Here is a 13,392-nt window from a genome sequence, read left to right on the forward strand (position 1 = left end):
CGACGACGATCTTCGCGGAGGTGGTGGCGCGGCTGGGGGCGGCCGCGTTAGAGCTTGCGAAGTCCACTGAGGACCCTTTCGAGCAGCGTGACGTCCGGCGTTCCGCCCGACTCTCCGGCGGCGGCGGGCTGGTGGATGGCGACGAGACCGGCCTCGGCCAGGTCGGCGACCAGGATGCGGGCGACCCCGAGCGGCACACCGGCCAGCGCGGAGATCTCCGCCACGGACTTGACGTCCCGGCACAGGTTGACGATGCGGGCGTGCTCCGGCAGCAGACCGCCGGTGCGCTCGGCGGCCGTGGTGGTGGAGATCAGGGCCTCGATCGCCAGCTGGTACCGCGGGCGGGTGCGGCCGCCGGTCATCGCGTACGGGCGGACCAGCGGCTGCTGCTCGTACCCGTCGGACTGGCCGCCGTAGCCGCTGCCGTACCCGTTGCTGCCGTAGGAGCCGCCGGGTGTCGGGGGCGGGGTCATGAGGGTCCTCCTGGATGCTCTGGTCAGTTGCCGCGCTTCGGGGTGACGGTCCGTCAGTGCAGCAGGCTGCCCTGGAGTTCGGCGCGCAGCGCGGGGGTGAGAACGGCTCCGGCGCGGTCCACCAGGAGGGCCATCTCGTAGCCCACCAGACCGATGTCGGAGTCCGGGGCCGCGAGCACGGCCAGGGAAGAGCCGTCGCTGATGGCCATCAGGAAGAGGAAGCCGCGCTCCATCTCGACCACGGTCTGGTTGACCTCGCCGCCCTCGAAGATCCGGCTGGCGCCGGAGGTGAGGGAGGTGAGGCCGGAGGCGACGGCGGCGAGCTGGTCGGCGCGGTCGCGGGGGAAGCCCTCGGACATGGCGAGCAGGAGCCCGTCGGCGGAGACCACCACGGTGTGGGACACCCCGGGGGTGCTGTCCACGAAGCTGGTGATCAGCCAGTTCAGGTTCTGTGCGGCCTGGCTCATCTGGGTCAACTCAACGCTCCTGCTGGTTCGAGCCGTAACCGGGGTTGTCCTGCGCGCCGTGCCCCTGCGGGCCGAAGCCGTCGAAGCGCGGCGGACGGGTCGGCATGCCGCCGCCCTGCGAGGCGGCGTCCGCGCCGGCCTGGCGGCCCTGCTGGATGCCGCGGCGCAGGTTGGTCAGCCGGCCGCGCACCTCCTCGGGGCTGCGGGAGACCTGCGGGCCGGTCAGCGGCGACGCCTCGGCGGTGCCGGAGACCAGGTTGGCCTGCGGGGTCCGGCGGGGGAGGCCGGACAGGGTCAGCCCGTCGCTGGAGGGCTCGCGGACCTGCTCCGCGCGGCGCCAGCGCTCGTCGTTGGCGGACGGGCGCCACGGCGCGTCACCCGGGCCCTCCTGGCCGGGCTGGCCGGGCTGGCCCGGCTGCGGGCGGCCCTGGGGCTGCCCCTGCGGCTGGGCCTGGGCCTGCTGCGGGGCCTGCGGGCGCTGGGCCTGCGGCTGGGCCGGAGCCTGCTGCGGGGCCTGGGCCTGGGCCTGGGGCGCCCGGGCCTGGGACGGCGCCTGCGGGGCCTCGGGCCGCTGGGCGGTCCTGGCCGGCTCGCCGAAGCCCGGAGCGGAGGTGCCGGGGCGCTGCGGCTGGTACCCGCGCGGACGGGCCTCCTCGCGGCCGCGGCCCGGCAACTCCTGCCCGGGGGCGGGCTGCTGACGGGGCGTCCGCTGCGGAGCCGGGGCGCCGAAGCCGTCCTCGGGCCGCTGCCACTGCACGGTGTCGTCGAGACCGGGACCGGTCGGCAGCGCCATCGGCTGGGCCTGCGGGGCCACCTGCTGCTGGGGCTGCTGGACGTGCTGCTGCCCCTGCTGCTGGAACGAGGGCTGCTGCGGCACCGGGTTGGGCACGCTCGGCAGCACCGGCTCGACCAGACCGAGGCCCAGCGGGTCGCGCGGGTCGATCTCGCTGGCCTCGAAGCGCGGACGGGCGAACTGCGCGGTGGACTCCGCCGGAGCCTCCAGCGGGGCCGGGGCCTGCTGCTGGAACATCTGCGGCTGGGCCTGCTGCGGGGCGGGCGCCTGCTGCTGACCGGGGCCGGACGGACGGCCCTGCGGCTGCGGACGGCGTCCGGCCTCGGGGTGGCCGGCCCGGCCGTGCTGCGGCTGCTCGTTCCAGCCCTGGGCACCCTGGCCGGCCGGCTCGGGGCGCGGACGCTCCTGGCCGAAGCCCGGCTGCGGCTGGCCCTGCGGCTGGCCCTGGCCCGGACCGCGGCGGGGGAGCCCCGCACCCGGAGCGCCCTGGCCCGGCACGCCCTGAGCGGGAGCGCCCTGACCGGGAGCACCGGCGCCCGGGGCACCCGAGGCGCCCGGAGTACGGCGCGGCATCAGGCCCTCGGCCGGGTTCTCCCGGGAGGGCTGGCCCGCGTCGCGGGTGGGCAGGCCGCCCGCGGGGGCGCCGGCGGCGGGGCCGCCGAAGAGGTTGGGGGAGCCACCGGGCGCACCGGCCGGGGCACCCGGACGGCCTCCGCCCTGCGGACCCTGGCCGAGCTGCGGCCGGCCGGCCGGAACACCGCCGGGGCGGCCCTGCGATCCCTGCGGGCCCTGGCCGAGCGCGGCCGCGCCACGGCCGGCCAGCGCCTCGGCGGCACCGGGACGGCCCTGCTGACGCGGCGTCGGACCGACCCCGCGCTGCGGCGCCTTGCCCGGCCCGCCCGGACGGCCGCCGCCCCGGCGGTCGCCGGAGGTGGTGACGTCGAGCGGGAGCATGACGAGGGCGGTGGTGCCGCCGGAGTCGCTGGGGCGCAGCTGGATGCGGATGCCGTGTCGCAGGGACAGGCGGCCGACCACGAAGAGGCCCATGCGGCGGGAGACCGAGACGTCGACGACCGGGGGGTTGGCGAGGCGCTCGTTGATGTCCGCGAGGTCGTCGGGGGAGAGGCCGATGCCGGTGTCGTGGATCTCGATCAGCACCCGGCCGTCCGGCAGCGCGTGGCCGGTCACCCGGACGCGGGTCTGCGGGCTGGAGAACGAGGTCGCGTTCTCGAGCAGCTCGGCGAGCAGGTGGACGAGGTCGTTGACGACGCGGCCGGCCACCTCGGCCGACGGCACCGAGGCCAGCTCGATGCGCTCGTACTGCTCCACCTCGGAGGCGGCGGCGCGGAGCACGTCGACCAGCGGGACGGGGCGGGTCCAGCGGCGGCCCGGGTCCTCGCCCGCGAGGACGAGGAGGTTCTCGCCGTTGCGGCGCATGCGGGTGGCGAGGTGGTCCAGCTTGAACAGCGAGGCCAGCTGGTCCGGGTCGGCCTCGCGGCTCTCCAGCTCGGAGATGAGCGAGAGCTGACGCTGGATCAGGCCCTGGCTGCGGCGCGAGAGGTTGGTGAACATCGCGTTGATGTTGCCTCGCAGCAGCGCCTGCTCGGCGGCGAGGCGGACGGCCTCGCGGTGCACCATGTCGAAGGCGTGCGCCACGTGGCCGATCTCGTCCGCCGAGTCGACGCCGACGGGTTCGACGGTGACGTCGACGTCGTGCGGGTCGCTCTCGGAGAGGGTCTTGACCAGCTCGGGCAGCCGCCGCTCGGCGACGTCCTCGGCGGCGACCTGCAGACGGGTCAGCGAGCGCACCATCGAGCGGGCCACCAGGGCCGCGCCGGCGATGGCGACGATGAGCACGACCGCGATCAGCGCGCCGTTGACCAGCGCCTGGGTGTCGGCCTCGTCCTGGAGGTCGCCGGCCCGGCCGTCGAGGTCCTCGAGCAGCTTCTTCTCGATCTTCTGCTCGGCGGTGATCTTCGCCGTGGCGCTGTCGTACCAGTCCTTGTAGCCGCGGGACTCGGTCTGCTTGATGCCGTTCGGGTTGAGGACGGCCTTGCTGTACCGGTCCGCGTTGGCGATCTCCTGGTTGCGGGTCAGGCCCTGGCGCAGCACCTGCGCCTCGGAGTCGCCGTAGATGGCGGTGAAGTTGGTGAGGGCGTTGTCCTCGGAGGTCTTCAGGCGGATGCCGAAGGTCTCGTCGGAGGAGGACAGGTCCGGCCCGAGCGGGTTGGCGAGCGCCGCGCTGATCAGCGCGCGCTGCATCGAGGTGTTCTCCTTGGCCAGCGAGAACTGGTAGAGCGCACGGGTGATCTTGACCAGCTCGGTCGAGTTGGACGCGATCGCGATGTCCTGCGTGATGGAGAGCAGGTTCTTGATGATCACGTCGTAGTTGGTGATCGTCGCCTGGATGTTCTTGTGGTCCGTGTAGGCGTTGCTACGGGCCTCGGAGAGCTGGTTGAGGTCACGGCGGACCTGGAGCAGCAGGGCCTTGCCACCGGCGAGGTCGAGGTCGTCGAAGTTGTCCGCGCTGGCCGCGAAGGCCTTGCTCAGGGTGTCCGAGACCTTGCGGGCGTTGGCGACGTCGTCGTCCTTGGCGCGCTCGGGACCGCCGTTGGTCAGCGGGCCGGCGCTGAGGTCGCGCTCGGTCTGCAGGGCGTTCGCCAGGTCGGTGGCCTTGCGGGCCAGGTCGGCCAGGTTGGCCATCTGCGAGAGCTGGTGCGAGTTGTCCAGCGAGGACTGCACGCGCAGACCGCCGAGCGCGAGGGCGACCACCACGGGGAGGAGCAGCAGCGCGATCAGGCGCGTGCGGATCTTCCAGTTGCGCATGGCGAACCGGCTCAGACCGGTGGCCCGGCGGCGGGTCAACGAGGTGCGCAGGCGGGAGCGACCGCTCGGCTTCTCGTTCTGATCGGTGCCTTCGGCACCGTCCTGCGGCTCGGGCTCGCCGCCGCCGACTATCTGCTCACCGGGGCCCGTGAGCGGCGCTGCCTGGTGGGGGCCTGCCACGGGCTCACGCGACTCCGGGTCTCCCGCGGCGCCGCTGCCCCTCTTGAAACGTCCCTGCACTGGCGTCGCAACCTCTGGACCGGGCGCCCCTTCCCGCTGGCACGGTCAGGGGCGGTGTCGAGTTTTTCCGTCGCATTCCAGCACAGCGTGGGAACTCCAACAAGGGGCGTTACCTGTCAGTGTCCTAGACCACCCAGCGCGCGCACCGTCTCACTGACTGTGCGGTAACAGGCCGGGAATACGGCGCTTTTCGGACACTCGCCCGATACATGCCAAGTCAGCCCTCGATGGCGCGATGCGGAGGAGCTCCCGAAATGTCCGAGATACGGATTTTGAGGCGATCTCCGCAGGGCCGTGAAATGTCCATGATGCGGCATTTCCCCGGCAATTTGTGAGCAAAATCACAGCGGAATGTATAGCTAAGATCACGGCGCCTGTGGAAGAAGATCGGCTCCCCTCAGGGGTGGACCGTCTACCCTTGTGCGCTGTGCCAGGCGTCAGCCTGCCCGGAATCACCCCCGCCGACTCCTGTGGATCGGCCCCGAACCCAAGGTGTGACGCAATGTCCCAGCTCCCGAACGGCTCGACCGCCAACCCGCGCCGGACCACGCTGGCCTCGGTCGCCGACTTCGGCCAGCTGCTCGGCTCCCCGGCCGACCGCGCGGTCGAGTACGCCTCCGAGCTGCCCGCCAGCACGGCCAACCCGCGCCGCACCGTGCTGATGACCGCCCCGGCCCCGCGCCTGCCGCAGGACTGACGAGCGCTCACTCCCGACCCGAGGGGCGCCGGACCGCCATCAGGCGGTCCGGCGCCCCTCGCGTCATATCCTGGGAGCCGTTCCAGACAGGGCCCGGTCAGGCCGGTGCCCGACCGACCGAGAGGCTCTCCACCGTGCGCATTGCCAGGTTCTCCGTCCGGGAAGGCAGCCCTGCCGCCGGCAGCGTCTCCTTCGGTGTGGTCGAGGGCGATCCGGCCCAGCCCGAAACCCTGGTGGTGCACGCCCTGGCCGGCCACCCGATCGTCTCGCTCCAACTGAGCGGCGAGAGCTACCGGATGCAGGACATCCGCCTGCTCTCCCCGATCCTCCCCAACAAGGTGGTCGCGGTCGGCCGCAACTACGCGGCGCACGCGGCCGAGCTGGGCCACGAGGTCCCGGACGTCCCGCTGACCTTCTTCAAGCCGTCCACCTCCGTGATCGGCCCCACCGAGGCGATCGCGTACCCGCCGTTCTCCTCCGACGTCCAGCACGAGGCAGAACTGGCCGTGGTGATCGGCCGGATGGGCCGCGAGGTCCCGGTGGACCGGGTCCCCGAGGTGATCTTCGGCTACACCTGCGCCAACGACGTGACCGCCCGCGACGTCCAGCAGCGCGAGGGCCAGTGGGCCCGCGCCAAGGGCTTCGACACCTCCTGCCCGCTCGGCCCGTGGATCGAGACCGAGCTGGACCCGAGCGACCTGGCGATCACCTGCACCGTCAACGGCGAGCTCAAGCAGGCCGGCCGCACCTCCCAGATGGTCCGCTCGATCGCCGAGCTGATCGTGCACATCTCCGAGGCCATGACCCTGCTCCCCGGCGACGTCATCCTCACCGGCACCCCGGCCGGGGTCGGCCCGATCCAGGTCGGCGACGAGGTCGCCGTCACCGTCGAGGGCATCGGCACCCTCTCCAACAAGGTGGTCAAGCGTGGCTGACACCGCCCTGGACCCGACCGTCCGGGTCCGCTTCTGCCCCTCGCCGACCGGCAACCCGCACGTCGGCCTGGTCCGCACCGCCCTCTTCAACTGGGCCTTCGCCCGCCACCACGGCGGCACCCTGGTCTTCCGGATCGAGGACACCGACGCGGCCCGCGACTCCGAGGAGTCCTACGAGCAGCTGCTGGACGCCATGCGCTGGCTCGGCTTCGACTGGAACGAGGGCCCCGAGGTCGGCGGCCCGCACGCCCCCTACCGGCAGTCCCAGCGGATGGGCATCTACGCCGAGGTGGCCGACAAGCTGCTGGCCGGCGGCCACGCCTACCGCTGCTACTGCTCCACCGAGGAGCTGGACGCCCGCCGCGAGGCCGCCCGCGCGGCCGGCAAGCCCTCCGGCTACGACGGCCACTGCCGGGAGCTGACGCAGGAGCAGACCGCCGCCTTCCTCGCCGAGGGCCGCGCGCCGATCGTCCGCTTCCGGATGCCCGACCGCACCATCGCCTTCGACGACCTGGTCCGCGGCACCCTCAGCTTCGAGCCCGAGAACGTGCCCGACTACGGCATCGTCCGGGCCAACGGCGCCCCGCTCTACACCCTGGTCAACCCGGTGGACGACGCCCTGATGGGCATCACCCACGTGCTCCGCGGCGAGGACCTGCTCTCCTCGACGCCCCGTCAGATCGCCCTCTACGCCGCCCTGGCCGAGATCGGCGTCGGCAACGGCACCACCCCGCGCTTCGGCCACCTGCCGTACGTGATGGGCGAGGGCAACAAGAAGCTCTCCAAGCGCGACCCGCAGGCCAGCCTCAACCTCTACCGGGAGCGCGGCTTCCTCCCCGAGGGCCTGCTCAACTACCTCTCCCTGCTGGGCTGGTCGCTGGCCGAGGACCGGGACCTGTTCTCGATGGACGAGCTGGTCGCCAACTTCGACATCGCCAAGGTGAACTCCAACCCGGCCCGCTTCGACCTCAAGAAGTGCGAGGCGATCAACGCGCACCACCTGCGCGAGCTGGCCCCGGAGGACTTCGTCCGCCGTCTGGTGCCCTACCTCCAGGCCCCCGGCCTGCTCCCGGCCGAGCCCACTCCCGCCCAGCTCGACCTGCTGGCGAAGGTGGCCCCGCTCACCCAGGAGCGGATGGTGGTGCTCTCCGAGATCGTCACCATGGCCGGCTTCCTCTTCGTCGACCCGGCCGACTTCGCGCTCGACCCGGACGACGCCGCCAAGGTGCTGACCCCGGACGCCCGCCCGGTGCTGGAGGCGAGCATCGCGGCCCTGACCGCGCTGCCCGACTTCACCCCCGACCCGATCCAGGCCGCCCTGCGGGAGGCCCTGGTGGACGGGCTGGGCATCAAGCCCAAGTTCGCCTTCACCCCGCTGCGCGTCGCAGTCACCGGCCGCCGGGTCTCCCCGCCGCTCTTCGAGTCGATGGAGCTGCTCGGCCGCGAGGAGACGCTGCGCCGTCTGGGAGCCGCCCTGGACGCCGTCCCGACGGCCTGACCGGCCGGTGCCGGGGGGCTGCGTGACCAGCCGCGCAGCCCTCCGGCACCCTGCCTGCGGTTATGGATTTTGGAGCAGGGCCGGGAGTCGGGTAATGTTCTTTCTGCGCCGCCCGGGAGGGACAGGGCGAGGGACCAGAAGCCTCGTCAGGAAGCAACCAAGCGGCCGCAACGCCGAGTGAAACCCCGTCAGGGGCTCAACTCTGGTGGGGTATGGTGTAATTGGCAGCACGAGTGATTCTGGTTCATTTAGTCTAGGTTCGAGTCCTGGTACCCCAGCGCAGTACGAGCAAGACCCAGCAGTACAAGCCCCCGTTGTGTAGCGGCCTAGCACGCTGCCCTCTCACGGCAGTAGCGCCGGTTCGAATCCGGTCGGGGGTACGCACCACAAGAGAACAAGCCCCCGTTGTGTAGCGGCCTAGCACGCTGCCCTCTCACGGCAGTAGCGCCGGTTCGAATCCGGTCGGGGGTACCAGATCCTCTCCACTGTCCCCGTCGGACGAGTTCGCAACCCCGGCACGGACGAAGCACAGGATCGCCAGTTTGCCCCCGTTGTGTAGCGGCCTAGCACGCTGCCCTCTCACGGCAGTAGCGCCGGTTCGAATCCGGTCGGGGGTACCAGAGCGAAAGGCCGGTGGGCTTCACAGCCCACTGGCCCGATGCTTTGTTGGGGTATGGTGTAATTGGCAGCACGAGTGATTCTGGTTCATTTAGTCTAGGTTCGAGTCCTGGTACCCCAGCCAGTGAGAAGCCCCGGATATCCGGGGCTTTTTTGCATTTCCGGGCGAATGCGCGGACGAAACGAGAACGGCCCCCTTCCGGGGGCCGTTCTGCATTTCGGACGGATGCTCGGCGGTCAGCCTCTGCGGAGGGCTTCGGTGAGGCGGTTGGCGGCCTCGATGATGGCCTGGGCGTGCAGGCGGCCGGGGTGGCGGGTGAGGCGCTCGATCGGGCCGGAGACCGAGACGGCGGCCACCACGCGATTGGAGGGGCCGCGCACGGGCGCGGAGACGGAGGCCACGCCGGGCTCCCGCTCGCCGATGGACTGGGCCCAGCCGCGGCGCCGGACGCCGCTGAGCGCCGTCGCGGTGAACCGGGCGCCCTGGAGGCCGCGGTGCAGGCGCTCGGGCTCCTCCCAGGCCAGCAGGACCTGGGCGGCGGAGCCGGCCTTCATCGGCAGTGTGGAGCCGACCGGGACGGTGTCCCGCAGGCCGGACAGCCGCTCGGCGGCGGCCACGCAGATCCGCATCTCGCCCTGGCGGCGGTAGAGCTGGGCGCTCTCGCCGGTGACGTCGCGCAGGTGCGTCAGCACCGGCCCGGCGGTGGCGAGCAGGCGGTCCTCGCCCGCCGCTGCGGAGAGTTCGGCGAGCCGGGGGCCGAGGATGAACCGGCCCTGCATGTCCCTGGTGACCAGGCGGTGGTGTTCGAGTGCGACGGCGAGACGGTGGGCCGTGGGGCGCGCCAGACCGGTGGCGGCGACCAGCCCCGCCAACGTGGCGGGGCCCGACTCCAGTGCGCTGAGCACCAGAGCGGCCTTGTCGAGAACGCCGACGCCGCTAGTGTTGTCCATGCCCTAAGACTGCAGTCTCAGTCCGCGAGACGCAAGTTCAATTTCCCGAGAAACGCGCCACTCTTGGTGGAGCAGCCCGGAAGACACCCAGGATCCAGCCTTACCAGGCTGTCCACATCCTGGACAACAGAGACGAGCGGCCGGCAACGCGGCCGGCTGGAGGGAATCCGATGGGACGGACACTTGCGGAGAAGGTCTGGGACGACCACGTCGTCCGGCGCGCGGAGGGCGAGCCCGACCTGCTCTACATCGACCTGCACCTGCTCCACGAGGTGACCAGCCCGCAGGCCTTCGACGGCCTCCGGCTGGCCGGTCGCAAGGTCCGCCGGACGGATCTCACGATCGCCACCGAGGACCACAACACCCCGACGCTGGACATCGACAAGCCGATCGCCGACCCGGTCTCCCGGGTCCAGCTGGAGACGCTGCGGAAGAACGCCGAGGAGTTCGGCGTCCGCATCCACTCGCTGGGCGACGTCGAGCAGGGCGTGGTGCACGTGGTCGGCCCGCAGCTGGGCCTGACCCAGCCGGGCACCACCGTGGTCTGCGGCGACTCGCACACCTCGACCCACGGCGCCTTCGGCGCGCTGGCGTTCGGCATCGGCACCAGCCAGGTCGAGCACGTGCTGGCCACCCAGACGCTGCCGCTGGCCCCGTTCAAGACCATGGCGATCACGGTCGAGGGCGAGCTGCCCGAGGGCGTCACCGCCAAGGACCTGATCCTGGCCATCATCACCAAGATCGGCACCGGCGGCGGCCAGGGCTACGTCCTGGAGTACCGCGGCTCGGCGATCCGCAGCCTCTCCATGGAGGCCCGGATGACCATCTGCAACATGTCGATCGAGGCCGGCGCCCGGGCGGGCATGATCGCCCCGGACCGCACCACCTTCGACTACCTGGAGGGCCGTCCGCACGCCCCGAAGGGCGCCGACTGGGACGCCGCGGTGGAGTACTGGTCCACCCTGGCCACCGACGAGGACGCGGTCTTCGACGCCGAGGTGTTCATCGACGCCGCCGCGCTGACCCCCTTCGTCACCTGGGGCACCAACCCGGGCCAGGGCGCGCCGCTGGGCGCCAACGTGCCGAACCCGGAGGACTTCGAGGACCCGCAGGAGCGGACCGCCGCGGAGAACGCCCTCAAGTACATGGGCCTGGAGGCCGGCACCCCGCTGCGCGAGGTCAAGGTGGACGCCGTCTTCGTCGGCTCCTGCACCAACGGCCGGATCGAGGACCTGCGGGCCGCCGCGGCCATCCTGGACGGCCGTCAGATCGCCGACGGGGTAAGGATGCTGGTCGTCCCCGGCTCCGTCCGGGTCGCGCTGCAGGCGGTCGAGGAGGGCCTGGACAAGGTCTTCACCGCGGCCGGCGCCGAGTGGCGGCACGCCGGGTGCTCGATGTGCCTGGGCATGAACCCCGACCAGCTGGCTCCCGGCGAGCGCTGCGCCTCCACCTCGAACCGCAACTTCGAGGGCCGGCAGGGCAAGGGCGGCCGCACCCACCTGGTCTCCCCGCAGGTCGCCGCGGCGACCGCCCTGGTGGGCCGCCTGGCCGCGCCGTCCGACCTGTCCGACCGCGCTTCTGTGGAGGTCTGAGCGCCATGGAGAAGTTCACCACGCACACCGGCCGGGCCGTCCCGCTGCGCCGCAGCAACGTCGACACCGACCAGATCATCCCGGCGCACTGGCTGAAGAAGGTCACCCGCTCCGGCTTCGAGGACGGCCTGTTCGAGGCCTGGCGCAAGGACGAGACCTTCGTCCTCAACCTGCCCGAGCGCCAGGGCGCCTCGGTGCTGGTGGCCGGCCCCGAGTTCGGCACCGGCTCCTCCCGCGAGCACGCGGTCTGGGCGCTCCAGAACTACGGCTTCCAGGCCGTGATCTCCTCGCGCTTCGCCGACATCTTCCGGGGCAACTCGCTGAAGAACGGCCTGCTCACCGTGGTCCTGCCGCAGGAGACGGTCGAGCGGCTGTGGGCGCTGACCGAGGCCGACCCGACGGCCGAGATCACCGTCGACCTGGAGGCCCGGGAGGTCCGCGCCGAGGGCGTGACCGCCTCCTTCGAGTTGGACGACAACGTCCGCTGGCGCCTGCTCAACGGCCTGGACGACATCAGCATCACGCTCCAGAACGAGGGGGACATCGCCGAGTTCGAGGCGACCCGACCCTCCTTCAAGCCGCGTACCCTGCCGGTCGCCTGAGGCTCCGAAACCTGACGCTCCACCGGATGGCCCACCCCTCTCGAGGGGTGGGCCATCCGTCTGTTCCGGGCCCGAGTTGAGCTCCGGATAAACCCCCGCGCAGCGCAACTCCGCACAGATGGCACAATCGTTGCATGCACCGGCACCATGAACCTCCGTACGGGGATGGCGAACCCGCCGCCTCGGAGGGGATGGACACCCCGGAAGTCGCCGCGCTGTACGCGCTGGTGGCCGAGCGGTTGAAGCTGGCACACGACCGCGTTCATGCGCTGAACGTGTCAACCGAGGCAAAGACCGCTCTCACTCGTCAGCTCTTGATCGTCACCGAGACCGCCAAGCGTGATCTCCCGGGGGCGGCAAGGAGGTTGGCGCGCTTTGTCCAAGACCTCGACGAGGGGCACCCGCCGCTCGGATGAGGCGCCGAACGCGCAAATCCATTGCGACACTAGGGTGATTCGCGCGTTTGGTAATTGAAACTCCGCAGATACATACCTAACGTGCGAAAAGAACGGATGGAATCATCCGGCGCCCGTTTCCGAAGGGGAAGACGTGAACAAGGCTCAGCTTGTCGAAGCGGTGGCCGAGCAGCTGGGCGGTCGCAAGGCTGCCGCAGAGGCCGTCGACGCAGTGCTCGACACCATGGTGCGTGCCGTCGTGGCGGGTGACCGCGTGTCGGTCACCGGCTTCGGCACCTTCGAGAAGGTCGACCGCTCCGCGCGGTTCGCCCGCAACCCGCAGACCGGCGAGCGCGTCAAGGTCAAGAAGACCGCCGTCCCGCGCTTCCGCCCGGGCCAGGGCTTCAAGGACCTCGTCGCCGGCAGCAAGAAGCTGCCGAAGGACGGTCCGTCGGTGAAGAAGGCCCCCAAGGGCTCCCTCACCCCGGGCAAGACCGGCACCACCGCCGCGGTCAAGCGCGCCGCCACCAAGCGCGCCACCACCGCCGCTGCCGCCGCTCCGGCCAAGCGCACCGCCGCCAAGAAGACCACGGCGGCCGCCGCCGCTCCGGCCAAGAAGACCGTGGCCAAGAAGACCACCGCCACGGTCGCCAAGAAGGCCACCGCGGTCAAGAAGACGGCTGCCGCCACCAAGGCCGCCGCGACCAAGGCCACCGCCACCAAGACCGCTGCGGCCAAGAAGGCCACCCCGGTCAAGAAGACCACCGCGGCCAAGGCCACCCCGGCGAAGAAGACCACCGCCGCGGCCAAGAAGACCACCGCGACCGCGAAGAAGACCGCGCCGGCGAAGAAGACCACCGCGCGCAAGACCACCTCGCGCCGTTCCACCGCCAAGTAATTCCTGACGGAAGGTCAGCCGACGGCGGGTCAACTGCCGTGAGCCGTGGCGGCTCGCATCCGGGGAATCCCCGGAAGCGGGCCGCCACGGCTCTTTCGTGCCCGGAGGCGGCTACGACTCAGGATTCCTGACGGACGATCGGGAGTTCGTAGGTGATCTCCCAGCGCGAGTCCGGGATGACCAGGTCGGCGGTCTCCACGGCCCGGCCGTCGCCGTCGAGGTGGGTGCGCTCGATCAGCGTCACCAAGTCCCCGGCCGAGACGCCGAGCAGGACCGCCTGCTGCGCGGTGGCCCGGGCCGGGCGCGTTCGCTCCACCGCGCGCTCCACGTTCACCCCGATCGCCGCCATCCGCCGCACCACGCCCTGGCCGGCCAGCGGGCCGTACTCGGGGCAGATCACCGGGGAG

General features: G+C 71.7%; 12 protein-coding genes and 5 tRNA genes. 12 read left to right on the plus strand and 5 right to left on the minus strand.

Features of this window, described 5'->3' with window-relative positions; all coding sequences use genetic code 11:
• Positions 1–47: 47 nt before the first annotated feature.
• Genes ACWCYY_RS40010 through ACWCYY_RS40020 form a run of 3 tightly spaced genes read right to left on the minus strand, consistent with a single transcriptional unit; the run spans position 48 to position 4,739 of the window.
• On the minus strand, positions 48–473 hold the full coding sequence (locus ACWCYY_RS40010) for a DUF742 domain-containing protein (RefSeq protein ID WP_345289559.1): 426 nt from the start codon (positions 471–473) through the stop codon (positions 48–50).
• Between the two features lie 53 nt (positions 474–526).
• A complete protein-coding gene (locus tag ACWCYY_RS40015) occupies positions 527–940 on the minus strand; it encodes a roadblock/LC7 domain-containing protein (RefSeq protein ID WP_345289569.1) in 414 nt (137 codons plus the stop codon).
• Positions 941–950: 10 nt separating this feature from the next.
• A complete protein-coding gene (locus ACWCYY_RS40020; protein WP_449798885.1) occupies positions 951–4,739 on the minus strand; it encodes a nitrate- and nitrite sensing domain-containing protein in 3,789 nt (1,262 codons plus the stop codon).
• A 562-nt stretch (positions 4,740–5,301) separates the two neighbouring features.
• On the opposite strand from ACWCYY_RS40020, the gene ACWCYY_RS40025 reads away from it, so the two are divergent.
• From ACWCYY_RS40025 to ACWCYY_RS40060, 8 genes are all read left to right on the plus strand, one after another.
• On the plus strand, positions 5,302–5,496 hold the full coding sequence (locus tag ACWCYY_RS40025) for a hypothetical protein (protein ID WP_345289562.1): 195 nt from the start codon (positions 5,302–5,304) through the stop codon (positions 5,494–5,496).
• 134 nt (positions 5,497–5,630) lie between these two features.
• Positions 5,631–6,431, plus strand: a complete 801-nt coding sequence (locus ACWCYY_RS40030) for a fumarylacetoacetate hydrolase family protein (protein ID WP_449798886.1) — start codon at positions 5,631–5,633, stop codon at positions 6,429–6,431.
• Positions 6,424–7,929 carry a glutamate--tRNA ligase gene (gene gltX / locus ACWCYY_RS40035; RefSeq protein ID WP_345289564.1) on the plus strand — a complete coding sequence of 502 codons (1,506 nt, stop codon included), beginning with the start codon at positions 6,424–6,426 and terminating at the stop codon, positions 7,927–7,929. The genes ACWCYY_RS40030 and gltX overlap by 8 nt, the downstream gene beginning before the upstream one ends.
• Before the next feature lie 206 nt (positions 7,930–8,135).
• Positions 8,136–8,207: transfer RNA gene (locus ACWCYY_RS40040), tRNA-Gln, on the plus strand.
• A 29-nt stretch (positions 8,208–8,236) separates the two neighbouring features.
• A tRNA-Glu gene (locus ACWCYY_RS40045) sits at positions 8,237–8,309 on the plus strand.
• Positions 8,310–8,327: 18 nt separating this feature from the next.
• Positions 8,328–8,403, plus strand: a tRNA-Glu gene (locus ACWCYY_RS40050).
• A 70-nt stretch (positions 8,404–8,473) separates the two neighbouring features.
• Positions 8,474–8,549, plus strand: a tRNA-Glu gene (locus tag ACWCYY_RS40055).
• A gap of 47 nt (positions 8,550–8,596) precedes the next feature.
• Positions 8,597–8,671 (plus strand) — tRNA-Gln (locus tag ACWCYY_RS40060).
• A 113-nt stretch (positions 8,672–8,784) separates the two neighbouring features.
• Here the strand turns inward: ACWCYY_RS40060 and ndgR are convergent.
• A complete protein-coding gene (gene ndgR, locus ACWCYY_RS40065) occupies positions 8,785–9,498 on the minus strand; it encodes an IclR family transcriptional regulator NdgR (protein ID WP_030275730.1) in 714 nt (237 codons plus the stop codon).
• Between the two features lie 170 nt (positions 9,499–9,668).
• Between ndgR and leuC the strand changes: the two genes are divergently transcribed.
• The 4 genes from leuC (at position 9,669) to ACWCYY_RS40085 (ending at position 12,985) form a co-directional block, all read left to right on the plus strand.
• Complete coding sequence (gene leuC, locus ACWCYY_RS40070; protein WP_345289565.1) at positions 9,669–11,090, plus strand: 3-isopropylmalate dehydratase large subunit; 1,422 nt, start codon at positions 9,669–9,671, stop codon at positions 11,088–11,090.
• 5 nt (positions 11,091–11,095) lie between these two features.
• Positions 11,096–11,692 (plus strand): 3-isopropylmalate dehydratase small subunit, encoded by a 597-nt coding sequence (leuD, locus tag ACWCYY_RS40075; protein ID WP_449798887.1) that lies wholly within the window; start codon positions 11,096–11,098, stop codon positions 11,690–11,692.
• 134 nt (positions 11,693–11,826) lie between these two features.
• Positions 11,827–12,108: an SCO5555 family protein gene (locus tag ACWCYY_RS40080; protein WP_449798888.1), complete on the plus strand. Its 282-nt coding sequence runs from the start codon at positions 11,827–11,829 to the stop codon at positions 12,106–12,108.
• A 133-nt stretch (positions 12,109–12,241) separates the two neighbouring features.
• Entirely contained in the window at positions 12,242–12,985 is a 744-nt protein-coding gene (locus ACWCYY_RS40085; RefSeq protein WP_345290239.1) for an HU family DNA-binding protein, read from the plus strand.
• Between the two features lie 118 nt (positions 12,986–13,103).
• Here ACWCYY_RS40085 and ACWCYY_RS40090 read toward each other — a convergent pair.
• A partial coding sequence (locus tag ACWCYY_RS40090) for a UTRA domain-containing protein (RefSeq protein WP_449798889.1) occupies positions 13,104–13,392 on the minus strand: 289 nt, incomplete at its 5' end.

The sequence above is a fragment of the Kitasatospora sp. NPDC001664 genome (assembly GCF_053596675.1).

What these genes read in the sequence shown, in the direction of transcription:
- leuC (WP_345289565.1), top strand. Translation starts at nt 9,669, where the DNA reads ATGGGACGGACACTTGCGGAGAAGGTCTGGGACGACCACGTCGTCCGG.
- ACWCYY_RS40010 (WP_345289559.1), bottom strand. Translation starts at nt 473, where the DNA reads ATGACCCCGCCCCCGACACCCGGCGGCTCCTACGGCAGCAACGGGTAC.
- ndgR (WP_030275730.1), bottom strand. Translation starts at nt 9,498, where the DNA reads ATGGACAACACTAGCGGCGTCGGCGTTCTCGACAAGGCCGCTCTGGTG.
- ACWCYY_RS40015 (WP_345289569.1), bottom strand. Translation starts at nt 940, where the DNA reads ATGAGCCAGGCCGCACAGAACCTGAACTGGCTGATCACCAGCTTCGTG.
- ACWCYY_RS40080 (WP_449798888.1), top strand. Translation starts at nt 11,827, where the DNA reads ATGCACCGGCACCATGAACCTCCGTACGGGGATGGCGAACCCGCCGCC.
- ACWCYY_RS40025 (WP_345289562.1), top strand. Translation starts at nt 5,302, where the DNA reads ATGTCCCAGCTCCCGAACGGCTCGACCGCCAACCCGCGCCGGACCACG.
- leuD (WP_449798887.1), top strand. Translation starts at nt 11,096, where the DNA reads ATGGAGAAGTTCACCACGCACACCGGCCGGGCCGTCCCGCTGCGCCGC.